We start from the raw sequence: 24,785 nt of genomic DNA, 5'->3' as shown, positions 1-24,785 counted from the left end.
CCTAATTTAAACTAGAGGAAGGCAAAGAAAAACTAGAGGAAGGCAAATTTTTCCCGGAAGCGCTCCTAAAAACCCCGATTTTAAAGGGAAAGTGACAAAAAAAGGGGGGAGCCGAGGCTCCTCCCATATCTCTATACAAATATAATACTTTTCGTCGCCAAAAGCAAGAAGTGTTAAAACCGAAAAACCGCCTTAGGTGTGGAAAACAAAATGCGACGTGGAACTTCGCGTCGTTCTGTCAGAAACTAAAGTCAGAGGCTGACACTCCGGTAGCGGTTTCCCGGAACGCGCCGTACGACACCCATGTCTTCCAGCGTGAAGAGGTCATCGCTGATTTGTGCAATGCTCATGTCAGTCGCCCGAACCAGTTCGTCCAGACTCATGGTTTCGGCAGAAGAAAGGAGTTCAAGCAGTTTTTCCTGTGCGGCAGTATAGACGGGAAAAAGCGTCGGCTGACTAACCTTCGCTGGCTCCTCCGGTTTCCAACCGAGGACGTTCAACACATCTTCGGCAGAGGTGACAAGACTTGCTTTCTGCTGCTGCACCAAACGCAAACAGCCTTCGGAATAGGCATCCCCCACCCGACCGGGAACAGCCATCACCTCCCGCGCATAGCCAAAAGCGAGATCTGCCGTAATCAATCCGCCGCCATGCGCGGCACTCTCCACAACAAGCGTCCCGGCACTCATGCCTGCCACAATGCGATTTCGAGCCACAAAATGTATTCTTTCCGGCGTACTGCCCATCGGATATTCCGTCAAAAGTCCACCGTGCTCCACCATCTCGTTGGCGGTGTGCCGATGCAAGGAGGGATAGACGCGGTCCAAACCGTGAGCCAAAACTGCCAAAGTCTCCAGTCCGTTTTTCAGCGCAGCGCGATGAGCACATATATCCACACCATAAGCCAAACCGCTCACAATGAGCAAATCCGGACGCAAGCGCGCCAAATCAGCCATGAAGCGTTCAATGAAGTCCTTGCCGTAGTCCGTCATTTGACGCGTTCCGACAATGCTCAGCATGCGGCGGCGTTGCAGAGCGCATTTTCCGGAATAAAAAAGGACGGGCGGGGCATCGGCGATGTTTTCCTCTCTCAAAAGTTGAGGATAGTCCTCCGAAAGATAGGGCAAGACTTTGATGCCTCGCTTTTCGCAAAGCGCTAACTCTTTTTCTGCTTTCTGACGCGCCAGGCTCAGCGCACCGCCGGAAAAACAACGGTCACGCAGTTGCGGGAACTCGTTCCCGGCATCTGCCAGCACCTTCTCGGCGGAACCGTAGTGGTTCAACAGCTTGAGGGCATCCTTTCCCGAAAGACCTTGAAGGAAATAGAGGGTCAAAGAGGCAAGTGTTTCCATCATTCTTCAATCAACCGGTCTAATTCCTGACAATGACCCATTTTCCCCTGAACAAGACACACGGCTTCCACCACGGATTTCAACACGACTTTTTCATCGGGAAGACGATAGATGTCTTGCTGGAAGACATACTTGATGCCCTCACGGCGCAACGCCAAACGGGACTCGAAAAGGTCACCACTGCGCAGCGGAGTCTTGAACTGAAGTTGCATGCGAGCCACCACCGCATCAATCCCTTTTTCATGAAGTGCCGCGAAACTGACGCCGCGCGAGAGCAAAAACTCGTGACGGGTGTGTTCCGTGTAGTGCTGATAGTTGGCATTGTTCACAATACCCTGTAAATCGCATTCATAGTCGCGGACTTTCATCTGCAGACTGTAAATATACTTTGGCATACTCAAATGGTTATTTGTATTTATTCTCTTGTTATTCAGTGTATTAGATATATTCAAAAGATTCAAATTGGGAAGGATTACTGTCGCAGATAGGCGGAGCCAAAGCGGCAGCGCAGACAGTCTTTTCGTTCGCAGTAGTGTTGTCTCAACTGAATCAGGGCTTGGCTGTCGGCAGCGTGTTCAACCGCAATGCCGGCGCGCTGCCAACTGCGCGTGATGTAGTTCCGCTCCGGGGGTATCTGCTCCAAGATGCGAAAAGCGCGCTCCGAAAGGTCTTCGTCCATGAGGTGACGACCATAGGCAAAAAGTAAGGGGGAAACGGTGTTGATGAGCAACAAGTCCAACGAGGACTCCCGAAGGGTTTTCTCAACACTCCGACTCTCCACGCCGAAAGTGTAGTGCGTGCGCCAGTAGTCGGTGACACCGACGCGGAAGAGGCGGCGGAAGTCTTCGTTGCTCCGGGTTTCAAGCAACATGGAAAAGTTCACCTGGTGCTCACTGTAGAGACGGGCGAGTTGGGAAAGACGCACATAGGGAAAGTTCTGAGGACGAAGCCGCCCAAAGCGCCACAGCGCTGACGAAACGGGCTGGAGTCCGAACTTGTGGCGAAGGAACTCGTATTCTCTCTGCAGCAGTCGGAAATAGTTATCTCGCCGCTCCGGCGGAACGAGCGATTCGTCCAACAAACCTGCCTGCCCGATGAAGAAGGCTTCCACCTGCAAGGGGTCATCGCGATGTTTTCCCAAGAAACTGAGATCGATGGAAATTGCCCATAACTCAAAAGCGGCAGAGTTGGTTCCAAAACCGAAGTTCCTCGCCAGCGTGATGAAGAAGACGCGCTCCCAGTCGTCAGCGGTTCGACGCAAATAGTCATCAATCCGGCGTGTTTTCTCCTCAAGACGCTCCACGGAAAGACGACTCATCCAAGAATGCACCGTGAGCAAAGGGAGTTTGGGGATGACACGATAACAGGGCGGATAGGTTTCCTCCATTTGAAGTTCTCGATAGTTTGCTTCGAGTTTCTCGGGAATGGAAAGTTGCAGTTGAGGAAGCGTGCGCCCCGCTGCGGTCTGCACCTCGGTGTCTATCTGCTCAGCGATGTGCAGAATCACGTTGTTGTAGGCTTCATCCCGCTCGTGGTGGTGTCTTTTCCAGTCTGAAGAGCGAAGATGTATTTCTACATTTCCCGCCCACACAACACCTTCGACTTTTATCTTGGCATTGATGAAATCAGGTCCGGAATACATTATATTGTGTATGCCGGGGTCGAGGACTTCAATCTTTTGTCCTTGTGCGGTGATGAGGTTTGAGGCATCGTAGCAGCGATGTTGCCAAACGTAGTGCAGCAGATATTCCATAGTCTCTTGGGGTTGGTTTGTGAGGAATAAGGCTAACACCGTCTCCTGCTTTTTTCTTCCTTTTTTTGAAAACAGGGCGTTGTTAAACCAACAAAAATAGGGCTTTTTCCTTTTCCAACAAAGTGGGCTTTCTTTTTTTCGTACTTTTGCAAGGGACTTTGAGCCCAACCTATTTTTGAAACCACTGAAAAGATGCAAACAATCTTTCATTTTGACGTCATTGTGATTGGCGCAGGACATGCCGGCTGCGAAGCAGCAGCCGCCGCCGCGAAGATGGGAGCAGAAACCTGTCTCGTCACAATGGACATGAACAAAATCGCACAAATGAGTTGCAATCCCGCTGTCGGCGGAATCGCAAAAGGACAAATCGTGCGCGAAATCGACGCCCTGGGCGGACAAATGGGCGAAGTCACCGACGCCACAGCCATTCAGTTCAGAATGCTGAACCGCTCCAAAGGACCCGCCATGTGGAGTCCGAGAGCGCAGTGCGACCGCGCACGCTTCATTTGGGAATGGAGAAAAAGACTGGAGAACACACCGAATCTTTCCATCTGGCAGGACGAGGCTACCGAGATTCTCACCGAAAACAATGAAGTCATCGGCATTCGCACGCTTTGGGGCGCTGAACTGCGCGGCAAATCGGTGGTCATCACCGCCGGAACCTTTCTCAACGGCTTGATGCACGTCGGAAAGACAAAAGTGCCCGGAGGAAGATGTGCCGAACCTGCCGCCACGAAACTCACCCACTCCATCTCCGCACTCGGAATTGAACATGCACGAATGAAAACGGGAACACCGGTGAGAATTGACAAAAGAAGCGTACACTTGGAAGAAATGACGGAACAACCGGGCGAAACGGACTTTCACCGATTCTCTTTCATTTCTCCGGCACGACCCCTCCCGCAACTCCCGTGCTGGACTTGCGAAACAAATGAGAAAGTGCACGAAGTTTTGAGAAGCGGACTGAAGGATTCACCGCTTTACAACGGGCAAATTCAAAGCATCGGACCGCGCTACTGCCCAAGCATTGAAACAAAACTCGTCACTTTCCCCGACCGAGACCACCATCCGCTCTTTCTTGAACCCGAAGGAATCGACACAAACGAACTTTATCTGAATGGTTTTTCTTCGAGTCTGCCGATGAACGTGCAAATTGAAGCACTCAAACAAATGAGTTGCTTCCGCGACATACGGGTCTATCGTCCGGGATATGCGATTGAATATGATTTCTTCCCGCCCACACAGTTAAAGCACACGTTGGAATCAAAGAAAATAAAAGGTCTGTTCTTTGCAGGACAGGTCAACGGAACCACGGGCTACGAGGAAGCAGGCGGACAAGGCATCGTGGCTGGAATCAACGCTGCTCTGAAATGCACGGGCAACGATGAATTCACCTTAAAGAGAGATGAAGCATACATCGGCGTTCTCATCGATGACTTGGTCACCAAAGGCGTGGATGAACCCTACCGAATGTTTACGTCTCGCGCGGAATATCGCATTCTTCTCCGACAAGACAACGCGGACATGCGATTGACTCCTTACGCACAAAAGTATGGTTTGGCTTCTTCCAAACGAACAGAGCGTCTCGAACAGAAGAAAAAGGAAATTGGACTCATCGAAGACTTTTGCCGAAACTTTCCGGTGAAAGCAGCAAAAATAAATCCCTTCCTTGAAAGCGTCGGAACGACACCGCTCGCAGGTGGCACCCGCATCTTTGACCTCATCAACCGCCCGCAACTTTCGCTTGCTTCTCTTTCTTCCGAAATCAAGGAATTCAAAAAACTCCTTGATTCCATCACCGAAGAGAAAGAAGAAACGATGGAAGCAGCGGAAATAGAAATGAAATATCACGGATACATCGCCCGCGAAAGAGCACTCGCCGACAAAATGCAGAGACTCGAAGACATCCGCATAGCCAACCATTTCAACTACGAAAAACTCACGCAACTCAGCACAGAGGCACGCCAGAAACTTTCTGCCATAAAACCCGAAACACTCGCTCAGGCGAGCCGAATCCCCGGAGTTTCTCCCTCCGACATCAGCGTGTTGCTCGTTCTTTTAGGCAGATAAAAGACGTCTCTTCACTTAGAGCAAAACTCCAACAAGGAGAAATGCGCGATTTAAAGTTCCACGTGAAACAAACAATATTAAATTCATAACAAATCAACACTTTATGAACAAAAAACTGCTTTTAGAAAATCTAAGAAACGTGCCGGATTTCCCAAAGCCGGGAATACACTTCAAGGACGTTAGTACACTATTCAAAAGTCCTGAGTGCATCCACGAGATGCTGGAGGAATTGGTACGCCTCTACAAAGACAAAGGAATTACCAAGGTTGTAGGCATTGAAAGCCGAGGTTTTGTCATGGGAGCCATGCTGGCAGAAAAACTGAACGCAGGATTCGTCATGGCAAGAAAGCCGGGAAAACTTCCCGCCGAGACAAGAAAGGCGACCTACCTGAAGGAGTATGGTTATGACACCATCGAGATTCACACCGACGCCATTGAAGAGAACGACGTGGTGTTGATTCACGACGACCTGCTCGCCACGGGTGGCTCCATGCAGGCGACGTATGATCTGGTGAAACACTTCGGACCGAAAAAAGTGTATATCAATTTCCTCATCGAACTAAAAATGGAAGGACTGGAAGGAAGAAAGTTCCTTGGAAAAGACCTTGACGTGACTACGCTCCTAACGATTGAAGAATAAAAACACAAAAGAAACGCATGAAGTCCGCAGAAGAAACAAAAGATGCTCATCTCAGCGGAATTGTTGCTAATCTCCCGGAATCTCCCGGTTGCTACCAATATCTGGATGCAACCGGGAAGATTATCTACGTTGGCAAGGCGAAAAACCTAAAAAGAAGGGTAAGTTCCTACTTCAACAAAGAACAGCAGACACGAAAGACCGCGCTGCTTGTGCGCCACATCCGGGACATTAAATATGTCGTCGTAAACACGGAGGAAGACGCGCTGCTGCTTGAAAACAACCTCATCAAAAGGTACAAACCGCACTACAACGTGCTTCTTAAGGACGACAAAACCTACCCTTCCATCGCGGTGACGCACGAATACCTTCCGCGAATTTTCAAAACAAGGAATCGAAAGGAAAGGGGCGCGACGTATTTCGGACCCTACAGCCACATCCCCACCCTGACTGCCTTACTGGACCTTTTCCGAGACCTCTATAAAATTCGTCCCTGTCGCCAACCACTCACCGAAGAGGGAGTGAAAACCGGAAAATACGCCCTTTGCTTGGACTACCACATCAAACGTTGCCTCGCACCCTGTGTGGGGAAGCAGAACAGAGAGGAGTATGTCCGAAACATTGAAGCGTGCAAAGAGATTCTCAAAGGGAATACCTCAGAAGTGGCACAGCGGATGCGACAGCAAATGCTTAGACTTGCGGAAGAACTGCGCTTTGAAGAGGCTCAAGAAATCAAGCGACGCTATGACTTGATTGAGAAATTCCACGCCAAGAGCGTGGTGGTCTCTTCGGTTCTTCATCACATCGATGTTTTTCACATTGAAAGCGAAGAAAGAGTGGCATACATCAACTATTTGCACGTCGTCAACGGATGCATCAACCGCGCCTTTACGTTTGAATATAAGAAAAAACTGGAAGAAACCGACGCCGAACTCCTCGCCCTGGGCATCGTGGAAATGCGCACACGCTACGACAGCCATGCCAAGGAAGTGGTTGTGCCGTTTCACGTGGACCTTCCCGAGACTTTGTTCACCCAAACCATACCTCAGAAGGGTGACAAAAAGAAACTTCTCGACTTGAGTCTTTTGAACGTGAAGCAATATCGTTTCGACCGAATGAAGCAAGCCGAAAAGTTGAATCCGGAGCAGAAATTGACTCGGCTGTTGAAAGAAATTAAGGACGATTTGAACCTTCCCAAACTGCCCTTTCACATTGAACTTTTTGACAATTCTCACATTCAAGGCGAAGACGCCGTTGCGGCTTGCGTCGTCTTTCGGAAACTGAAAGCATCAAAAAAAGAATATAGGAAATATGTGATTCAGACAGCGGATGGAGGCGACGACTACGCCTCCATGAAGGAAGTGGTCAGACGTCGCTATCAACGGATGAAAGACGAAGGCTGCGAGTTCCCCGATTTGATTATTGCGGACGGTGGGCGAGGGCAAATGGAAGTCATTCGGGAAGTGGTGGAAGACGAGTTGGGGCTTCAAATCGCCATTGCGGGACTCGCCAAAGACAGTCGACACCGCACACGCGAACTCCTGTTCGGTTTCCCACCCTCCACCATAGGCATCAAACCAAATAGCCAGTTGTTTCGAACGCTCACTGCGATGCAGGATGAAGTGCACCGTTTCGCCATCACTTTTCACCGAGAGAAACGCTCAAAGCGACAGACAGCATCCGAACTGGACGGGGTGAAGGGCATAGGACCTGCCACCAAGGAAAAACTTTTGAAGAAATTCAAGAGCGTCAAGAAGGTGAAAGAAGCAAGCCTGCCGGAACTTCAGGAACTTTTGGGAACAGCCAAGGGAGAACTGATTTTCCACGCACTTCACAAAGTCTGAAAGCCTGAGTGCTTCAGAACTGTGCGTTTTTGTTACTTTTGCACCACACTCCGTTTCACCATTCAAATTCACAAAGCCATGAGAGCAGTCATTCAAAGAGTCAGCCATGCTTCCGTCACCATCGAGGGCATCGTCAAGTCTTCCATTCAAAACGGATTCTTGGTCTTGCTGGGCATTGAAGACGCTGACAATGAAGAAGATGCCGCGTGGCTTTGCCGGAAAATTGCCGGACTCAGAGTTTTCAACGACGAGCAAGGCGTCATGAACCGCTGCCTCGCTGACGTGGACGGGAATGTTCTGGTTGTCAGCCAGTTCACGCTTATGGCATCCTACAAAAAAGGGAATCGCCCAAGTTATCTGCGTGCCGCGGGACACGACCACGCCATTCCGCTCTACGAACACTTTGTGCGACTCCTCTCTCAAACCATTGGGAAAACCGTAGGGACAGGAGAATTTGGCGCAGACATGAAAGTTGAACTTCTGAACGACGGACCCGTCACCATTTGCATGGACACTAAAAACAAAGAGTGAAAACGGAAATACTGTAAAATCCAGTATCTCAAGGCATTCGCCTTACCACTGAACACACTTTCAAAACTCCCTCCCATGAACGAAAAACTCACGGCAAACGCCGAAACACCAGCCAACTCCGCTCTCCCCTCCCCCAGCCTGCGGGAGGTGCAGCAAAAAGTGGACGAATGGATTCGTACCATCGGCGTACGCTATTTTGACGAACTGACGAACCTGGCGTGCCTCACCGAGGAAGTCGGAGAATTGGCGAGAGTCATGGCTCGAACCTATGGGCAACAGTCTTTCAAAGCGGGTGAAAGCGCCAATCTTGCCGATGAAATGGCAGACGTTCTTTGGGTCCTCGTCTGTCTTGCGAACCAAACCGGCGTGGACCTCACCGAGGCGTTTCAAAAGAACATGGAGAAGAAAACAAAGCGCGACAAAATGCGCCATCAACAAAACGAAAAGTTGAGATAGGAAGAAAAAAACCGATTGAATACACATAATTCACACATAATAACTCCCGAAAAAATGTCTGAAAACCACTGTCACTGCCACGAAGAACACTGTGGCTCAGAAGCGCACCAGGCGCTCAGCGTTTACGAACAAGCCTTTGCGAAATACGACCTGCATCTTCACGACGAACTCGTCAGCGATGCCGTGCACCGCTTGGTGGAAGAGAATCGCGGAAAATATGCCACTCCCGAAGTGCTTCGTGATTTGCTTGCAACCGTTGAACTCACCACACTCAAGGTGACGGATTCACAAGAAAGCGTTCTGAAATTCGTGGAAAAAGTCAACGATTTCGCAGACAGCCACCCCGATCTCCCACACTTAGCAACCATTTGCGTCTATCCCAACTTCGCAAAAATCGTCAGCACATCGCTTGAAGCCGATGGCATTGAAGTGGCGTGCGTGGCTGGCGGCTTTCCCTCCTCTCAAACCTTCATCGAAATCAAAACCACGGAAACCGCACTCGCCGTTCACGACGGTGCCACGGAAATTGACTGCGTGCTCAGCGTCGGTCAATTCCTAAGCGGAGACTATGAAACCTGCGCCGACGAAATTGCAGAAATCAAAGCAGCCACCGGCGGACGACCCCTGAAAGTGATTCTTGAAACAGGCGCTCTTCAAACCGCAGTAAACATCAAGAAGGCGTCCATTCTTTCCATGTATGCAGGAGCAGACTTCATCAAGACCAGCACGGGCAAAATAGAGCCGGCTGCCACCTTGGAAGCGGCTTACGTCATGTGTCAAGCCATCAAAGAATACCATGAACTGACCGGAAACCTCGTTGGATTCAAAGCCGCCGGCGGAATCAAAACGGTGGACGAAGCCATTGATTTCTACACCGTCGTGCGCGAAATGCTCGGCGAACAATTCGTCAAGGACGGTCACTTCCGCATCGGCACGAGCCGTCTGGCAAATCTTCTGGTTTCTGCCATTCTTGGCGAAGACGTCAAACCTTTCTGAGAATTGACGTAAAAGAACTCCGAATAAGTCCAAATCAAGCGATTTGAGCCATTTTCTCGCTTTGAGCGATATTCTCCTCGCTTTTTTAGAAAAAAACGACTCAAAAACGTTGGAAACGCGGGTTGACGAACGCTTCCCAACAAGACTTTTACCGCTTCCATCCCGCTTTTCACGAAAAAAGCCATTTCGCTGAAGCAAAAAAACCATTTCGCTGAAACAAAAAACTGCGTCGGTTTCTTCCTCAAACGGAGAAATCGACGCAATTTTTGTACTTTGGGAGAAACTATTGGATATTTGCCATTGAATGTGGCACGCCTTCAACGAAAAATTTATCAGATTTCTCGCTTGATGACGAAGTCAATGTAGCGGTGCAACGCCTCCTTGACCTCTTCATTTTTCCAGTCATCGAGCAGCGCAACAGCCTCGTCGTGCAAACGCTGCATGGTCTGCTCAGCATAGGCGATGCCACCATTTTTCAACGTGAAATCAACCATGGCTGAGATGTCGGCTGCTGTGGCTTCGCCGGACTTAATTTTCTTCACAAGAAGTTGAGTCTCAGAATTTCCTGCCTGCCTCAGAGCATGAATCACAGGCAGCGTGAGTTTTCCTTCTCGCATGTCGTTGCCGGTGGGTTTACCGATGTTACCATCGGGAAAATAGTCGAAGATGTCATCACGAATTTGGAAGCAAATGCCAATGAGTTCGCCGAACTTCGTGGCTTTTTCCACGTATGCCGCATCACCGCCGGCAGATATGGCTCCGAGGCGTGCGCAGGCAGCGAAAAGTGCTGCAGTTTTGTGGTGAATGATGTGGAAGTAGGCTTCTTCGCTAACTTCCTCGTCACGGATGACGGCGAGTTGCGAAATCTCACCTTCCGAGAGCGTCCCGCCAAGACGCGAAATGATACGAACAACTTCCACATTCTCTGTTTCAGCCGCATTCAGCAACGAAAGCGATAACAAATAATCTCCTAAAAGCACGGCAACTTTGTTATCAAAAACGGCATTGGCAGAGCGTTGCCCGCGGCGTTCCTGGCTTTCGTCAACCACGTCGTCGTGGACGAGCGAAGCGGTGTGCAAAAGTTCAAGAGTGACGGCAGAGCGCAAAGACTTTTCACCGACATTCCCCAATTCTTTCGCCATGAGCAGCACCAAAAGCGGACGCATCATTTTGCCGCGGCGCTGACGCACGTAGGCCAACGCATGACCGAGGAAATCGTCATCATGCTGCAAAGCACTATCAAAAAGCGAACGATACTGCTCCAATTCCGCAGCCACCGGCTGACGAATGAGGGAAAGTGAATCCATAAAAGAAGGTTATGCAATTGAACGGCAAAATTAGTACTTGAAGCCCAAAACACAAAACGATTACGAGGAGTTTTCATCACTTTGAGCGGCAAAAGGCTGAAAAAAGAGTCAAAAAGACACAGAAAGAACACGCAAAACTGACAAAAGCGAGCGGAAATCTTCCCTACCCGCCCCTTTTCCCCTATTTTTGCAAAGAGCTTTACGAATAAAGACCCTCCTTTTAAGGAAACGTGACACACGAAGCAAAGAAATCAAACCCATGAAGAAAATCTATCTGCTCGATGCTTACGCATTGATTTACCGTGCCTACTACGCGCTCATTCGCAGTCCGCGAATCAACTCAAAAGGTCAAAACACGTCTGCCATCTTTGGTTTCGTGAACACGCTGGAAGACCTGCTGAAGAAGGAGAACCCGGACTATGTCGGTATTGCCTTTGATCCTGCGGGCGGCACGTTCCGGCACGAAGCTTATCCCGACTACAAAGCACAGCGCGAAGCCACGCCGGAAGACATCAAAGCTTCGGTGCCCATCATCAAAGAAATCATTCGCGCCTACCGCATCCCCATTCTCGAAGTGCCGGGCTTTGAGGCGGACGATGTCATCGGCACACTCGCCTTGCAGGCAGCCGAACAGGGACTTGAAGTTCACCTCGTGACTCCCGACAAAGACTATGCGCAACTGGTGAAACCGGGGATTTTCATGCGCCGCCCAAAACACGGGGGTGGAGGATTGGAGACGCTCGGACCTAAGGAGGTTTGTGAAAAATATGGGATTGAACGGACAGAACAGGTCATTGACTTGCTCGGTCTCATGGGAGACACAGCGGACAACATTCCGGGCTGTCCGGGTGTCGGAGAAAAGACCGCAGCAAAACTCATCTCTCAGTTCGGCTCCATTGATCACCTTCTCGAAACCACCTCGGAACTGAAAGGTGCACTGAAAAAGAAAGTGGAGGAAAACGCTGAGCAAATTCGTTTCTCCAAATTCCTTGTCACAATTAAAACTGACGTACCCATTTCTCTTGAGCTAAAACAACTCGAAAGAACACAGGCGGACAAGAATCTCCTCCGACCCATCTTTGAAAATTTGGAGTTCCGACAGTTCATCAAGAAGATGGACGAGGACGAGCGGGAAAAGGAGTTAAAAACTACTAACAGTTTAGGCCCTCTCTTTGACTTAGAAACGGACGACCTGCCGAGCGGTTTGAAAGAAACGAACCATAAACGCTTGAAAGACGTCAATCACGAATATTTTCTTGTTGATAATGAGGAGGACGCAAAGAAATTATGTGACGATATTTTGACTTTCTCAACTGTAGCATTTGACTCAGAAACGACTTCAACCGAGGCTGTGAGTGCAAAATTGGTAGGAATGAGTTTTGCCGTCGAGGGAGGAAAGGCATGGTATGTCTCAGTTCCACGTGAAACGGAAAAAGCGCGAGCGATGGTGAACATCTTCCGCCCCTTCTTCGAGAGCGAGAAAATTTTGAAGGTCGGTCAGAATTTGAAATACGACTTCACGGTGCTCAAACGCCACGGCGTTGAGGTCGCCGCTCCGATGTTTGACACGATGCTTGCTCACTACCTCGTTCAACCGGAGCTTCGACATGGGTTGGACTACCTTGCTGAAATCTATCTCAACTATGAGACCATCAAGATTGAGGAGCTCATCGGACCGAAGGGGAAAAGTCAGCTCACCATGGACATGCTTAAGCCCGAAAGCATAAAGGACTATGCGTGTGAAGATGCCGACGTGGCTCTGCAACTCATGAAACCACTTGAGAAGGAACTTGAAGCCAACAATTTGCGGGGAGTGTTCAACGACATCGAAATGCCGCTCATGCCGGTGCTCGCACGAATGGAAATGGAAGGAGTGTGCTTAGACACGAAATCACTGGCTGAGACCGCCAAGCAATTCACGGAACGCATGGAGTTGCTGGAAAAGGAAATCTTCGAACTCGCCGGTCATTCCTTCATGCTGACCTCGCCGAGGCAGGTGGGAGAAGTGCTCTTTGACGAGTTGAAACTCAACGAGAAAGCCAAGAAAACGAAAAGCGGACAGTATCAGACGGGCGAGGAAGTCCTTGAGGCTATTCGCTCCCGCCACCCCATCGTTGGAAAGATTTTGGCACACAGAGGTTTGAAAAAACTCCTCAGCACCTACGTCGAAGCCCTGCCCAAACTCATCAACCCCGAGACTCATCGCATTCACACGTCCTTCAACCAGGCGGTCACCGCCACAGGACGCCTGAGTTCCTCGAACCCGAATCTTCAGAACATACCGGTCAGAGGGGAAGACGGGCGAGAAATTCGCAAGGCTTTCGTGCCGGGAACGGGAGATGTCTTCTTCTCTGCTGACTACTCGCAAATCGAACTGCGCATCATGGCGCACTTGAGCAAGGACGAGAACCTCGTCAAGGACTTCTGCGAAGGAAAAGACATTCACGCCGCCACCGCTGCCCGCATCTTCCACAAGCCACTGGAAGACGTCAGCCGCGATGAAAGACGAAAGGCAAAGACCGCCAACTTTGGCATCATCTATGGCATTTCCGCCTTCGGCTTGGCGGAAAGAATGGAAGTCTCCCGAACGGAAGCGAAGCAGCTCATAGACAGTTATTTCAACACCTATCCGCGCATCAAAGACTACATTGCCGAGTGCGTGGAAGAAGCGAGGAAAACGGGTTATATTCTCACTGCCTTCGGACGCCGCCGCTATCTTCCGGACATCAACTCGCGAAACGCCGTCGTCAGAGGCTACGCCGAGCGAAACGCCGTGAACGCACCCATTCAGGGCACCGCCGCCGACATCATCAAGGTCGCGATGATTCGCATCGACCGGAGACTTCGCGAAGAGAAGTTGAGAGCAAAAATGATTCTTCAAGTGCACGACGAACTCAACTTCAGCGTTCCGCCCGAAGAACTAGAACGCGTGAAAGAACTGGTCATCAGTGAGATGGAGCAGGCTTTCTCCATGAGTGTCCCGCTCATCGCAGACTGCGGCACAGGGAATAATTGGCTCGAAGCACACTGACGTCCACCCCGTCTTCGCCGGTGTTTCACTCCCCCACCCTTTCCAAAACCGACGGAACGCCGGCGCTGCGAACAGAAAGCAAAAAATCCAACGGAAAACATTAACTTTGCACCCGTTTCTGAGGCGTGAAAACTCAGAGAAACAGGCGACTGCACCGACCGCCTCGTGCGCACGTCGCCTTGTTCCAAAATACATTTTTCAGAGAAAAACATGAAACAAAAACTGACCGCCACCCTGCTTTTGCTGATGGCAGGGCTTTTGACGCTGAGCGCGCAAATCAATTTCAGCGTGAGCTACAAACGCGTGGATGCCAAAACCATAGACATCATTTTCTCCGGTACGGCTGCGCCCGGCTGGCACATCTATTCCAACGACTTTGCCGCCGGAGGTCCCACCCGTGCCTCTTTCGGCGTGGATGAAGCGAAAGGCGCGAAGCCTTTGGGCGCGTTGAAGCCCGGTCCGGGTGCTGTGCACGCGAACGACCCAATTTTCGACATGCCCGTAAGTTTCTTTGTCGGCAAAGCGACCTTCACGCAGCGCATTGAGTTGACGGAAAAGAACTACGAGTTGAAAGGTTATATGAAGTATGGCGCCTGCAACGACCAAAACTGTCTTCCTCCGACCAGTGTGAACGCCTCCATCAAAGGAACAGACGGACCGGAGGCAGCCGTCGCAGCGAAAGCCACGGACAAGACCGAAGAACTGAAAAAGAATGCAGTGAAAGAGGAGGAGTCAACCCTCGCTGCCGACGCTTTGGAAGGAAAAGACGACCAGGCGGAAGCCGTTGCCACCGACTCCGCAGCCACGGCTCTCCCCTCCCCCAACCTCCTCGCCGAAGGCACGGAGATTGACACCTGGTGGGCGCCGGTCATTGACGAACTGAAAAGCCTTGGCGGCGATGCAGAAGATGTCACGAGCAAGCCTTTTCATCTCATTTTCCTCCTCGGTTTTCTCGGCGGTCTGCTCGCCCTCTTCACACCGTGCGTTTGGCCCATCATCCCGATGACTGTCAGCTTCTTCCTCAAGCGAAGCGGGAATCGTCGCAAAGGAATACGCGATGCCATCACCTACGGCATCAGCATCATCGTCATCTATGTGGGGCTCGGGCTCATCATCACTTCCATTTTCGGTGCGAGCGCGCTGAACGACCTCTCGACCAATGCGGTGTTCAACATGCTTTTCTGTCTGATGTTGCTGGTTTTTGCCGCAAGTTTCCTTGGCGGTTTTGAAATCACGCTTCCCTCCGGTTGGGGCAACGCCGTGGACAGAAAGGCAGAAGCCACAACGGGTTTGTTGAGCATTTTCTTGATGGCTTTCACCCTTTCCTTGGTGAGTTTCTCCTGCACAGGTCCGATCATTGGCTTCTTGTTGGTGGAAGTGAGCACGAACGGAGGTTCGGCGTTGGCACCCACCATTGGAATGTTCGGTTTCGCCGTGGCACTTGCCCTACCCTTCACACTTTTCGCTCTTTTCCCCACATGGTTGAAGAGCGCTCCCAAGAGCGGCGGATGGTTGAATAAGGTGAAGGTGGTTTTAGGCTTTTTGGAACTCGCATTTGCTTTGAAGTTCTTCTCCGTGGCTGACCTTGCCTACGGTTGGCATTTGTTGGACCGCGAGACCTTCCTCGCCCTTTGGATTGTGCTTTTCGGTCTACTTGGCCTCTATCTTCTCGGTCTCATCAAGTTCCCGCACGACGATGAAGAAGACCGAAAGACTTCCATTCCGGCGTTTTTCGTGGCACTCTGCTCTTTGGCTTTTGCCATCTACATGATTCCCGGGCTTTGGGGTGCACCGCTGAAAGCCGTCAGCGCCTTTGCACCGCCTCTTTCCACGCAAGACTTCAACCTCGACCCCGTCAAGGTGGAGCCGGATTTCAAGGACTACGAAAAGGGCATGGCATATGCCAAACAAACCGGAAAGCCGGTGCTTTTGGACTTCACCGGACACGGCTGCGTGAACTGCCGAAAGATGGAACTTGCCGTTTGGCACGATGTCCGCGTGCGCGACATCATTCGCAAGGACTACGTTCTGATTTCGCTCTACGTGGACGAAAAAACACCTCTCTCCTCTCCCACCGACGTTGAAGAAAACGGCGCGACGACCACCCTGCGCACCGTGGGCGACAAGTGGAGTTATCTGCAACGCCGCAAGTTCGGCGCGAACGCCCAGCCGTTCTACGTGCTCCTTGACCACGAAGGGAAGCCGTTGGCACCGGCGCGCTCCTATGACGAGGACGTAGATGCCTACGTCAACTGGCTGAACGAGGGCTTGGCACGCTTTAGGGGTGTTTAATAAATTACGGGATAAGGAACGTTCAAAAGAAAGTGCTCACGTTTTGGTCGCACGGTCTTTATGAGTGATTTGATTCTTAGCGCGCCCTTTGGGAAGTTTCGTCAGTCACATAGCCCGCTATGCTCCTTCCTCCCCTGACAGGCGTTCATCTCTAAAGAATCAAAATCAACTCAACTTGCCCACAAAACAGCGGACACAATCACGGAATTCTTTTTCCGCGGTTGTGTCCGCTGTTTTGTGAATCTGGACCCCTTGAGGAAACTTATTCGTATTCTTTCGCCACACGCTCACCTTTCAGCACAGCCAAGGCGTTGAGTGCCAGCGCTTCCATTTCGTCCTCTCCGGGATAAACATAGACGGGCGCCATCCAGTCCACCCGTTCGCGGAGATGGTTGGTGATGTAGTCCGAATAAGCCATGCCGCCTGTGATGAGAATCGCGTCAATCTTTCCTTTGAGCACTGCGCCCTCTGCGGCGATTGATTTTGCGGTGTGGAAAATCATCGCGTCAATGAGGAGAGCCGCGCGTTTGTCACCGGCGTCTTTCATCGTGAGAATCTGTCGCACGTCGGTCGTTCCGAGGTGAGCCATCAGTCCTGCCTTTCCCGCCACGCGGCGTTTGAGTTGGTCTTCCGTGTAGCGTCCGGAAAAGCAGAGGTGAATCAAATCCGAGGCGGGAAGCGTGCCTGCTCTTTCGGGCGAGAGGGGACCTTCGCCGTCAAGGGCGTTGTTCGCATCGACCGCGCGTCCCTGTTGGTGTGCTGCGATGGAAATTCCGCCTCCGAGGTGGCAGACGATGAGATTGAGTTTGTCGTAGGTGGTTCCCATCTCTTTCGCGTGACGTCTCGCGATGGCCCTTTGGTTCAGCGCGTGCCAAATGCTCAGTCGCGGCATGAGCGGTGACCCGCTGATTCTTGCTTCCGGCAGCAGTTCATCAACGACCGCGGGGTCAGCGATATAAGCCTGACAACCATTGGTTTGCATCTTTGCAAGCTCTTTGGCAATCAGACAGCCCAAGTTGCAGGCGTGTTTGCGCAGCGCGTAGAACGTGTCGTAGCACATCTTGCGATTCACGCGATAGACGCCGCCGGGGATGGGCTTTGTCAGTCCGCCGCGTCCTATGATGGCGTCGAAGACAAAAGGAATGTTGTTTTCCTCCAGCCATTTCAGAACGAGGTTTCGGCGGAACTCGTGTTGCTCGGTGATGTGTTTGTAGGGCGCCAATTCTTCGGGTTGGTGCCGGATGACCGAGACGAGCAACGGGTGAGCGTCCAGATAGACCCCGACTTTTGTGGAAGTTGAGCCGGGATTGATGACCAAGATGCGATAGCCGGGAGAGGGCACCGGCTGCGCCACTTCCGGATCAAGCGATGGATTCATGGAGGGAATATATGGGTAGGTTGTGAATCAGTTTAAACTCATGACCGCCATGGCGATGCTCAGGAATTTGTCCTGCCAACTGTCACCACGCGAGGGAAGGACGACGGGGGCTGTTGTCCCTTGCAGGATGCCAGCTTCGCGTGCGCCGCAGAAGAGTGGGAGGGCTTTGTAGAGCAAATTGGCGGATTCCAAATCGGGCAAGACAAGCCCGTCGGCATCGCCTTCCAGGCAAGAGTGGATTCCTTTGATTTTCAAGACTGCGGCATCGAGCGACGTCCTCAAATCGAGGGGACCATCCACGAGCACTTCGCCCCAGCGACCTTGTGCGGCGAGTTCTTTGATTTCGCCGTAGCCCAACGTGTGGGGGAACTTGTCGCTGACAGTTTCAGCGCAATGAAGGAGCGAGATGCGCGGCACGGGCGTTCCGAGCGCGCGGATGACTTTTGTCAAAACTTCCACCTGCACCAGTCGTTGCGCCTGAGTGGGGTAGGGGATGACAGCGGCGTCGGTGAAACACAGCAACTTTTCGCGTCCCGGAATCTCAGCCATGGCGACGTGGGTGAGCACACCGTGGTCAGCCAGCAAGCCGCACTCTTTGTTCAGCACGGCGCGCAGCAAGGTGGCTGTGTGAAGCAATCCTTTCACCAGGACTTCGCATTTTCTCTCGCGAACCAGTTTCACCGCCTTTGTGGCAGCCTCCGCATCGTCGCAAGCCGGGAGGAACTCGACGAATTCCTTTGGAGCGTTCTCCACCCAAGGCAAAGCGTGCACCTTGTCTGTGTGTCCCACAAAAACAACGCTTGCAAAGCCTTCCTCAACGGCTTTCACCGCCGCACGGGAGGCTCCTTCGTCGCTGCCACAAACGACGGCGAGACTTACGCGTCTTGTGGAGCGTTTCAGAAGGGAGGTCAAATCGTCAAAACTTCTGAGTGGTTGCATGGCATGAGTGTTTAGGAAATATGGAAGAACTATGATGGCGCGCCGGGAAGTACATGACCAAGCCCGAATCCGATGGCAACGCAGCAGATTGGCTATTATCACGCGCCGACTCAAAGGTGCGTCAGAATGGGCGAGATGCAAGGCGCCAAGGATGAGGGCGCAGGGAGTGTACTGAAGTACATGACCAAGCCCGAATCCGATGGTAACGCAGCAGATTGGCTATTATCACGCGCCGACTCAAAGGTGCGTCAGAATGGGCGAGATGCAAGGCGCCGCCCACTCTTGCAAGAATTCGGGCGCAAAGATACAAGATTTGAGCAAGACTTTGCACAAATCGCGATGATTTATGCAATAAAAAATAGAAGCAAAAGTGGTTTTGTCACATGACTGAACCGATTGACGGCTCAAAAGAAGCGATGAATCTGAGAGAGGAGCCGTCATTCCCACACGTGGATTCGTCATTCCTAACCGGTGACCCGTCATTCCTAACCGGTGACTCATCATGCCCACTCAAGGACTCGTCAATCCCATCCGCAAGTTCGTCATTCCCAACCGCAAGTTCGTCATTCCCAACCGCGAAGACAAAAGAAACGCAGGCACACACGCTCTCTCCGCCAAACCTACCCCCACCACCGTCCGCTCCATCCCGTGGAAAATCCAACAATTTTGAGCCATTTTTCGGCGATTAGGCATTAACATTTTTAACTTTCGGGAACACTTCCCGCCTCCCAATTTTGCCTACTCGGCGTGCAGTTTTACTTAGGAGCGCTCCTAAATGAAATTAGGAGAAGGCAAATTTAAATTAGAAGAAGGCAAATTTTAACTGGGAGCGCTCCTAAATCCCCGTTTTTAAAGGGGAAGTGACGAAAAAAGGGGGGAGCCGAGGCTCCTCCCATATCTCTGTACAAATATAATACTTTTCGTCGCCAAAAGCAAGAAGTGTTAAAACCGAAAAACCGCCTTGGGGTGTGGAAAAGGTTTTCCCCGTCAAGCCGGTTTGGCAAAAGAGTTGCCCAAGGCTTCACCCGGCTGAACCGAGAACCTTTCACGAAGCAGCGGGGTGGGGGAGATGAAATGACTGAGAAACCGGGGGAGGAACAAGGGATGAGAGCCGGTGAGAAAACGGTCTGAGAGAAAACTTGGCGAAAAGTTTGCAATCTTTCAACGCCTTACACTATCTTTGCTGCGAGAACTTGCGAAAACAGGCGGCGACTCGGCAAAACACTCAAGCAAGTTTGGCATTTGCTCTGTCTTTGCTGAGAGAACTCGCGAAAACAGGCGGCGGCTCGGCAAAACACTCAAACAAGCCCCACGCTTTGCACTCGCCTTGCTCTGTCTTTGCTGCGAGAACTTGCGAAAACGGAAAACCTAAATCTATAACACACCATGTTCGACACACCTTTAGTTGTGGCTGCCCTCGTCTTCGGCGCCATCATTTTCTTGAGCATCTTCTTTCACTTCGTGCCTTTCTTCCTCTGGCTCTCCGCCAAAGTGTCGGGAGTGAAAATCTCGCTGATTCAACTCTTCCTCATGAGAATCAGAAACGTGCCACCCGGCATCATCGTGCCAAGCCTCATCGAAGCACACAAAGCCGGCTTGCATTCCATCACGCGCGACAACTTGGAAGCACACTATATGACGGGAGGACACGTCCAGCGCGTGGTTCACGCACTCGTTTCGGCATCAAAAGCAAACATTGACCTGTCTTTCGAAAAAGCCACCGCAATCGACCTCGCAGGAAGAGACGTCTTCGAAGCAGTTCAAACATCGGTCAACCCTAAAGTGATTGACACACCTCCCGTTGCAGCCGTCGCCAAAAACGGCATACAACTCATCGCCAAGGCTCGCGTCACCGTGCGCGCAAACATCCACCAACTCGTCGGTGGAGCAGGGGAGGACACCATCCTCGCACGCGTCGGAGAAGGAATCGTCTCGTCCATCGGTTCTGCCGAAACTCACGAACAGGTGCTTGAAAACCCGGACTCCATCTCTAAACTGGTGCTCTCAAAAGGACTTGACGCAGGAACTGCCTACGAAATCCTTTCCATCGACATTGCTGACATCGACGTCGGCAAAAACATCGGCGCCACACTCCAAATGGACCAAGCCAACGCGGACAAAAACATCGCACAGGCAAAAGCCGAGGAACGAAGAGCCATGGCTGTCGCCACAGAACAGGAAATGAAAGCAAAAGCACAACAAGCACGCGCCGAGGTGATTCAAGCCGAAGCGGAAGTGCCTAAGGCGCTGGCGCAGGCACTGAGAGAAGGAAACATGGGATTCATGGACTACTATCGACTCGAAAACCTCAAAGGAGACACTTCCATGAGGGACGCCATCAGCAAAATCAACCCGAACGACATACTCGGCAAAAAGTGAAAAACACTGCTGAACGAAAAACGAAAACAAAACAAACGGGGAAGCGAGAAAACGCTCACACCCTTATAAACAAATAGAATCAAAAATATGAAAACCATCAAACGATTAGCAACCCTTGCCCTCGCGGTCTTCACCTCCGTGGGCGTCTGGGCTGACGTGCCCTTCACACCGACCACTCTCACCGCAACGGGAGAGTTTGCCGAAAACACAACGTGGTACACGATGACCATCGGAGCCGGAAAACTGCGCATCTCCGACAACAACGGAGCCAACAAAATCACCGTCGGAGGCTATCTGAACGCAGCGGACGAGAACCTCTGGTGTTTCGTCGGCAACGAAACGGACGGCTTCATGATTTTCAACAAACAAGCCGGCGCAACCAAAGCGCTCACCGCTCCCACTGCCATCACAGGCAGCAACGACGGAACAAGTTACGCCATCCTCGCCGACATCGCAACTTTGAACGCTTCCACCCACACAAACCTCTGGAACTTCCAAGCAGCCACCGCCACAAGCAACGGCTCTGCACTCACCGTGCAAGGAGCATACTATGTCAGCGAAAAAGGCTATAGCAACAACATCCTGAACATCCGAGGGGGAGCACTCGCCTTCTGGTATCGAGGCTATGACAACGGCTCCGCCATCATCATTTCCCCGGTCAGCAAAACCTGCACCGTGGATCTCAACAACGGCGCTTTCACTGTCTGGAACAGCGGACACACCTACGCCTCGAACTGGCAGTCTTCCACCACAAGCCCGACGCTGACTCTGAACACCGGCGCGAACAACATGAGCGTCAACGGAACTAACATCAACATCGCAGCAGGAAAAAATCTCACCAGTACAACCGGCTCTTGCACAGCCACACTGAGCGTCGAAGCCGAATGGGTCATCACAGGCTATAACTTCAAGTTCAAAAACGCTGCCGCCAATGCCAACGCTCTAACCATCAAGGCAGGCGAAACAACAATGAACGTCACCAACGAAGAACAAACCATCAGCGTCAGCGGCTTGGAAAAACAATCCACGGCTTTCGTCGTGGAAGGGGACAACCACAACGTCGTGCTCTATGACTTCACAGTTCAAGTGAGCCGAGTATTCATTGAACCCGAACCGCAACAAGACCTCTTCATCACACGCTCCGGAGCAATCCCCTACCGCATCCCCGCACTCGCCGCAGCCAAAAACGGAAACCTCATCGCCATCAGCGACTACAGACCCTGCCGCGCTGACATCGGATATGGCGAAGTGGACATCGTTGCACGAATCTCAAAAGACAACGGAAAAACTTGGGGAACTCAATTCACCATCGGTGACGGAACCGGAAACGCCGCTTCCAGAGACTGCGGCTTCGGAGACGCTGCCGTGGTGGCTGACAGAGAAAGCAATGAAGTGCTCCTGATTTCTGTTTGCGGCAAAATGCCTTGCACACAAGGAACTCGCGAAAACCCCAACCCGGTGGCAAGATTCCGCAGTCATGACGGCGGAGAAACCTGGACAGCCTACGAGGACATCACAGAAGACATCTACTCCATCTTCGACAACCGCGCAGACGCCGTACGCTCCATCTTCTTCGGCTCAGGACGCATCTGCCAAAGCCGACTCGTCAAAGTGAAAGACTACTATCGCCTCTACGCTGCTCTCTGGACAAGAGACAACGGCAACCGCGTGCTCTACTCCGATGACTTCGGAGAAACCTGGAACTCACTCGGCTACGAAGAATTCCCCGCACCAAGCGGAAACGAACCCAAATGCGAAGAACTGCCTGACGGAACAGTAGTGCTGAGCTCACGAACCGGCGGAGGACGATTCTTCAACTTCTTCACCTTCACAGACATCAACAAAGCAGAAGGAAAATGGGGAACCGTGGCTAAATCACAAGCCTCCAACAACGGAACCTTCGGCGCTGACTGCAACGGAGAAATCATGATTGTGCCCGCCGTCCGAAACAGCGACGGAAAAGAAGTCTATGTCGCACTACAATCCGTTCCCATGGCTTCCTCACGTCAAAACGTCGGAATCTACTACAAAGAACTCGCTTCACTCGAAGACATGGCAGACCCCAACACCTTTGCTGCAAACTGGGACGGAAACCACCAAGCATCCTACATCGGCTCTGCCTACTCCACCATGATAATGCAGGCAAACGACTCCATTGCCTTCCTCTATGAGGAATCAACCTACGGGGCTGACTACACAAATGTCTATAAATCCTACAGCCTCGAGGACATCACAAACGGAGCCTACACTTTCAAGAAAGAAATCAACCACACGGACTACATCAAGGCGCTCCTGAAAGAAAAAATCGATGCAAAAAAGGGACTGCCCACCGGAAACGCCGTGGGAATGCTCGACAAAAGTAAAACTCAAGAACTGGAACAAGCACTCGCCAACGTGGAAACAGTCTATGAGAACAACCCTACCATGGAAGGCTATCTGAACGCATGCAACCTCATCGAAGATGCCTTTCAAAACGCTGCCATCAAACTTGAAAACCGGAAAGTCTATACGATTCAAAACAAAGCACACAGCGGCCACTTCATGACTGTGGCGTCTGACCGATTCACCGGCACAACTGACGGAACAGCAGAAACTGCCAAATTTGTCTTCTTCGAAAACGAAGACGGAACCTGGAAAATCTATAACAAAGAAGCGGACACCTACGTGGGAAAAATTGGCGTTGACTTCTCAGCCGTGCCCAGAGCCTCGGAAACTGAAGCCGAAAAATATCTGGTCACTTCTTCCGCCGAAGGATGGAGCACGCTCAAAAGCACCACCTCCACCAACACGGCACACGCCTGGCTCCACGACAACAAACTCGAATCTTGCTCCGTCGTCGGATGGGCGGACACAGAAGAAGCATCCAAATGGAAAATCGTTCCCACAGGAGAACAACTCACTGCCATCCTGAACGTGGCGGACGAAACAAAAAACGAAAGCCTGAAATTCTATGACCTCACCGGACGACAACTCCTTCACGCTCCCGCAACTGGAATCTACATCAGCTCGGACAGAAAAAAACGTCTCGCACGGTGAAAGGTGGAGTATATAAAATTAAGACGAAAAAATGAAAGTCATCAATCTGGGTGAACACTCATCCGTCATCAACTGTCACATGGCGCAACTGCGCGACGTGAACACACAAGGAAACAAAACGCTCTTCCGAAGAAACATGGAACGAGTCGCAAGAGCCATGGCATACGAGGTGAGCCGCACCCTCCACTACTCCGAAAAAGACATCACAACACCACTCGGCGTGAAAAAAGTGCCAACCTACGATGACCGCATCGTCGTCGGCACCGTGCTGAGAGCCGGACTCGCCTTCCACGAAGGATTCCTTGACACGTTCGACCAGGCAGACTCCGCCTTCGTCGCCGCATATCGCGAAGAAGGCTACAAAGAAGACATCAAAATCCACGTGGAGTATATCGCCGCACCGGACTTGACTGACTGCACCTTCCTCATGGTGGATCCCATGCTCGCCACAGGCGGAAGCCTCGAACTCTCCTACAAAGCCTTCCTCACACACGGAAAACCAAAAACACTGCACATCTGCTGCGCAATCGCCGCACAAGAAGGCATCGAACACCTAAAAAAGGCGTTCCCGGAAGACAACGTCACACTCTGGGTCGCAGCCGTGGACCCCATCCTCAACGATGACGCCTACATCGTTCCGGGACTCGGAGACGCCGGAGACCTTTCCTTCGGCATCAAAATCTGAACAAAAAAAGAAAACAAAAAGAGCCTGCACAAAACCCTTCGGGGCGTTCGTGCAGGCTCAAAATTAAATCCAGATTTACTCCCGCTTCACAGCGTAACG

19 protein-coding genes are annotated in these 24,785 nt (G+C 51.5%); 13 read left to right on the top strand and 6 right to left on the bottom strand.

The features are described 5' to 3' along the window. Positions 1-251 precede the first annotated feature (251 nt). The 3 genes from dprA to I6E40_RS00395 form a co-directional block, all read right to left on the bottom strand. Positions 252-1,355, bottom strand: coding sequence for a DNA-processing protein DprA (gene dprA, locus I6E40_RS00405; protein WP_235384869.1), 1,104 nt, complete (start codon positions 1,353-1,355; stop codon positions 252-254). Further along, the gene (locus I6E40_RS00400; RefSeq protein WP_235384868.1) at positions 1,352-1,747 is read right to left on the bottom strand and encodes an acyl-CoA thioesterase; all 396 of its coding nucleotides are present in this window, start codon (positions 1,745-1,747) and stop codon (positions 1,352-1,354) included. The genes dprA and I6E40_RS00400 overlap by 4 nt, the downstream gene beginning before the upstream one ends. A gap of 77 nt (positions 1,748-1,824) precedes the next feature. Continuing rightward, positions 1,825-3,105 carry a DUF2851 family protein gene (locus tag I6E40_RS00395; RefSeq protein ID WP_235384867.1) on the bottom strand — a complete coding sequence of 427 codons (1,281 nt, stop codon included), beginning with the start codon at positions 3,103-3,105 and terminating at the stop codon, positions 1,825-1,827. Between the two features lie 192 nt (positions 3,106-3,297). Between I6E40_RS00395 and mnmG the strand changes: the two genes are divergently transcribed. From mnmG to deoC, 6 genes are all read left to right on the top strand, one after another. Next, the gene (mnmG, locus tag I6E40_RS00390; RefSeq protein ID WP_235384866.1) at positions 3,298-5,175 is read left to right on the top strand and encodes a tRNA uridine-5-carboxymethylaminomethyl(34) synthesis enzyme MnmG; all 1,878 of its coding nucleotides are present in this window, start codon (positions 3,298-3,300) and stop codon (positions 5,173-5,175) included. A 103-nt stretch (positions 5,176-5,278) separates the two neighbouring features. Further along, the gene (locus tag I6E40_RS00385) at positions 5,279-5,815 is read left to right on the top strand and encodes an adenine phosphoribosyltransferase (protein ID WP_235384865.1); all 537 of its coding nucleotides are present in this window, start codon (positions 5,279-5,281) and stop codon (positions 5,813-5,815) included. Positions 5,816-5,832: 17 nt separating this feature from the next. Beyond that, complete coding sequence (uvrC, locus tag I6E40_RS00380) at positions 5,833-7,656, top strand: excinuclease ABC subunit UvrC (protein WP_235384864.1); 1,824 nt, start codon at positions 5,833-5,835, stop codon at positions 7,654-7,656. A 78-nt stretch (positions 7,657-7,734) separates the two neighbouring features. After that, positions 7,735-8,187 (top strand): D-aminoacyl-tRNA deacylase, encoded by a 453-nt coding sequence (gene dtd, locus I6E40_RS00375; protein ID WP_235384863.1) that lies wholly within the window; start codon positions 7,735-7,737, stop codon positions 8,185-8,187. A 75-nt stretch (positions 8,188-8,262) separates the two neighbouring features. Further along, the gene (locus tag I6E40_RS00370; RefSeq protein ID WP_235384862.1) at positions 8,263-8,643 is read left to right on the top strand and encodes a nucleotide pyrophosphohydrolase; all 381 of its coding nucleotides are present in this window, start codon (positions 8,263-8,265) and stop codon (positions 8,641-8,643) included. 54 nt (positions 8,644-8,697) lie between these two features. Beyond that, on the top strand, positions 8,698-9,639 hold the full coding sequence (deoC, locus tag I6E40_RS00365) for a deoxyribose-phosphate aldolase (RefSeq protein ID WP_235384861.1): 942 nt from the start codon (positions 8,698-8,700) through the stop codon (positions 9,637-9,639). 332 nt (positions 9,640-9,971) lie between these two features. Here the strand turns inward: deoC and I6E40_RS00360 are convergent, their stop codons facing one another. Next, complete coding sequence (locus I6E40_RS00360) at positions 9,972-10,946, bottom strand: polyprenyl synthetase family protein (RefSeq protein WP_235384860.1); 975 nt, start codon at positions 10,944-10,946, stop codon at positions 9,972-9,974. A gap of 250 nt (positions 10,947-11,196) precedes the next feature. Here I6E40_RS00360 and polA point away from each other — a divergent pair, with 250 nt between their 5' ends. Both polA and I6E40_RS00350 read left to right on the top strand, forming a co-directional pair. Next, positions 11,197-13,977, top strand: a complete 2,781-nt coding sequence (gene polA, locus I6E40_RS00355) for a DNA polymerase I (RefSeq protein ID WP_410897018.1) — start codon at positions 11,197-11,199, stop codon at positions 13,975-13,977. Between the two features lie 210 nt (positions 13,978-14,187). Continuing rightward, entirely contained in the window at positions 14,188-16,269 is a 2,082-nt protein-coding gene (locus I6E40_RS00350) for a protein-disulfide reductase DsbD family protein (protein WP_235384858.1), read from the top strand. Positions 16,270-16,531: 262 nt separating this feature from the next. Here I6E40_RS00350 and buk read toward each other — a convergent pair whose 3' ends face one another. Both buk and I6E40_RS00340 read right to left on the bottom strand, forming a co-directional pair. Continuing rightward, complete coding sequence (gene buk / locus I6E40_RS00345) at positions 16,532-17,647, bottom strand: butyrate kinase (RefSeq protein WP_235384857.1); 1,116 nt, start codon at positions 17,645-17,647, stop codon at positions 16,532-16,534. A gap of 27 nt (positions 17,648-17,674) precedes the next feature. Next, a complete protein-coding gene (locus I6E40_RS00340; protein ID WP_235384856.1) occupies positions 17,675-18,586 on the bottom strand; it encodes a phosphate acyltransferase in 912 nt (303 codons plus the stop codon). Between the two features lie 72 nt (positions 18,587-18,658). On the opposite strand from I6E40_RS00340, the gene I6E40_RS00335 reads away from it, so the two are divergent. The 5 genes from I6E40_RS00335 (at position 18,659) to upp (ending at position 24,686) form a co-directional block, all read left to right on the top strand. Next, positions 18,659-18,973, top strand: coding sequence for a hypothetical protein (locus tag I6E40_RS00335; RefSeq protein WP_235384855.1), 315 nt, complete (start codon positions 18,659-18,661; stop codon positions 18,971-18,973). Positions 18,974-19,088: 115 nt separating this feature from the next. Beyond that, positions 19,089-19,256 (top strand): hypothetical protein, encoded by a 168-nt coding sequence (locus tag I6E40_RS00330; protein ID WP_235384854.1) that lies wholly within the window; start codon positions 19,089-19,091, stop codon positions 19,254-19,256. Between the two features lie 716 nt (positions 19,257-19,972). Further along, positions 19,973-20,965: a flotillin-like protein FloA gene (gene floA / locus I6E40_RS00325; protein ID WP_235384853.1), complete on the top strand. Its 993-nt coding sequence runs from the start codon at positions 19,973-19,975 to the stop codon at positions 20,963-20,965. Between the two features lie 87 nt (positions 20,966-21,052). Beyond that, positions 21,053-24,001 carry a sialidase family protein gene (locus tag I6E40_RS00320; protein ID WP_235384852.1) on the top strand — a complete coding sequence of 983 codons (2,949 nt, stop codon included), beginning with the start codon at positions 21,053-21,055 and terminating at the stop codon, positions 23,999-24,001. A 31-nt stretch (positions 24,002-24,032) separates the two neighbouring features. Then, positions 24,033-24,686, top strand: coding sequence for a uracil phosphoribosyltransferase (upp, locus tag I6E40_RS00315; protein WP_235384851.1), 654 nt, complete (start codon positions 24,033-24,035; stop codon positions 24,684-24,686). The last annotated feature ends 99 nt before the right edge of the window (positions 24,687-24,785 follow it).

This window comes from Prevotellamassilia timonensis, assembly GCF_021531665.1.
In the GTDB taxonomy this organism is placed as follows: Bacteria; Bacteroidota; Bacteroidia; order Bacteroidales; family Bacteroidaceae; genus Alloprevotella.
The sequence above is the reverse complement of the archived record's forward strand: the minus strand, read 5'-3'. Positions and strand labels throughout refer to the sequence as shown.

Excerpts from the sequence above, each read along its gene's own strand:
- dprA (WP_235384869.1), bottom strand. The coding sequence starts at position 1,355 with ATGATGGAAACACTTGCCTCTTTGACCCTCTATTTCCTTCAAGGTCTT.
- I6E40_RS00400 (WP_235384868.1), bottom strand. The coding sequence starts at position 1,747 with ATGCCAAAGTATATTTACAGTCTGCAGATGAAAGTCCGCGACTATGAA.
- I6E40_RS00395 (WP_235384867.1), bottom strand. The coding sequence starts at position 3,105 with ATGGAATATCTGCTGCACTACGTTTGGCAACATCGCTGCTACGATGCC.
- mnmG (WP_235384866.1), top strand. The coding sequence starts at position 3,298 with ATGCAAACAATCTTTCATTTTGACGTCATTGTGATTGGCGCAGGACAT.
- I6E40_RS00385 (WP_235384865.1), top strand. The coding sequence starts at position 5,279 with ATGAACAAAAAACTGCTTTTAGAAAATCTAAGAAACGTGCCGGATTTC.
- uvrC (WP_235384864.1), top strand. The coding sequence starts at position 5,833 with ATGAAGTCCGCAGAAGAAACAAAAGATGCTCATCTCAGCGGAATTGTT.
- dtd (WP_235384863.1), top strand. The coding sequence starts at position 7,735 with ATGAGAGCAGTCATTCAAAGAGTCAGCCATGCTTCCGTCACCATCGAG.
- I6E40_RS00370 (WP_235384862.1), top strand. The coding sequence starts at position 8,263 with ATGAACGAAAAACTCACGGCAAACGCCGAAACACCAGCCAACTCCGCT.
- deoC (WP_235384861.1), top strand. The coding sequence starts at position 8,698 with ATGTCTGAAAACCACTGTCACTGCCACGAAGAACACTGTGGCTCAGAA.
- I6E40_RS00360 (WP_235384860.1), bottom strand. The coding sequence starts at position 10,946 with ATGGATTCACTTTCCCTCATTCGTCAGCCGGTGGCTGCGGAATTGGAG.
- I6E40_RS00350 (WP_235384858.1), top strand. The coding sequence starts at position 14,188 with ATGAAACAAAAACTGACCGCCACCCTGCTTTTGCTGATGGCAGGGCTT.
- buk (WP_235384857.1), bottom strand. The coding sequence starts at position 17,647 with ATGAATCCATCGCTTGATCCGGAAGTGGCGCAGCCGGTGCCCTCTCCC.
- I6E40_RS00340 (WP_235384856.1), bottom strand. The coding sequence starts at position 18,586 with ATGCAACCACTCAGAAGTTTTGACGATTTGACCTCCCTTCTGAAACGC.
- I6E40_RS00335 (WP_235384855.1), top strand. The coding sequence starts at position 18,659 with ATGGCAACGCAGCAGATTGGCTATTATCACGCGCCGACTCAAAGGTGC.
- I6E40_RS00330 (WP_235384854.1), top strand. The coding sequence starts at position 19,089 with ATGCCCACTCAAGGACTCGTCAATCCCATCCGCAAGTTCGTCATTCCC.
- floA (WP_235384853.1), top strand. The coding sequence starts at position 19,973 with ATGTTCGACACACCTTTAGTTGTGGCTGCCCTCGTCTTCGGCGCCATC.
- I6E40_RS00320 (WP_235384852.1), top strand. The coding sequence starts at position 21,053 with ATGAAAACCATCAAACGATTAGCAACCCTTGCCCTCGCGGTCTTCACC.
- upp (WP_235384851.1), top strand. The coding sequence starts at position 24,033 with ATGAAAGTCATCAATCTGGGTGAACACTCATCCGTCATCAACTGTCAC.